The sequence below is a fragment of the Sedimenticola sp. genome, from assembly GCF_050289425.1.
Taxonomy (GTDB): domain Bacteria; phylum Pseudomonadota; class Gammaproteobacteria; order Chromatiales; family Chromatiaceae; genus Sedimenticola.
In genome coordinates, this window is the sequence record NZ_JBNKFS010000104.1 from 1 (window position 1) to 503 (window position 503).

Below are 503 nucleotides of genomic sequence, written 5' to 3' on the forward strand. Positions count from 1 at the left end.
CGACCTGAAAGTGCCTGAAGACCAGGTCAAGTCCCTGCTGCTGGTACAGAAGGACCAGGTGTTCTCGCGCAAGCTGATGACCACCACCTCTGAACTGATCACCCGTCGCCTGGGTAACGAAGGCTATACCTTCGCCAACGTCAACGGCGTGCCGACCCCGAATGATGAAGACCACACCGTGGACATCACTTTCGTCGTCGATCCAGGCAAGCGTGCCTACGTCAACCGCATCAACTTCCGTGGCAACACCAAGTCTGCGGACGAAGTGCTGCGTCGTGAAATGCGTCAGATGGAAGGTGGTTGGGCTTCGACCTACCTGATCGACCAGTCCAAGACCCGTCTTGAGCGCCTGGGCTTCTTCAAGGAAGTCAACGTCGAAACCCCGGCCGTACCGGGTGTGGATGACCAGGTTGACGTGAACTACGCCGTTGAAGAACAAGCCTCGGGTTCGATCACCGCCAGCGTCGGTTTCGCTCAGAGCGCCGGTTTGATCTTGGGTGGTT

The 503-nt window shown here is 57.9% G+C and carries 1 protein-coding gene; it reads left to right on the forward strand.

What is annotated here, in order from left to right:
* Nucleotides 1–503: POTRA domain-containing protein (locus ACQY5R_RS18390; protein WP_428610736.1), on the forward strand; the 503-nt coding region annotated here is incomplete at both ends.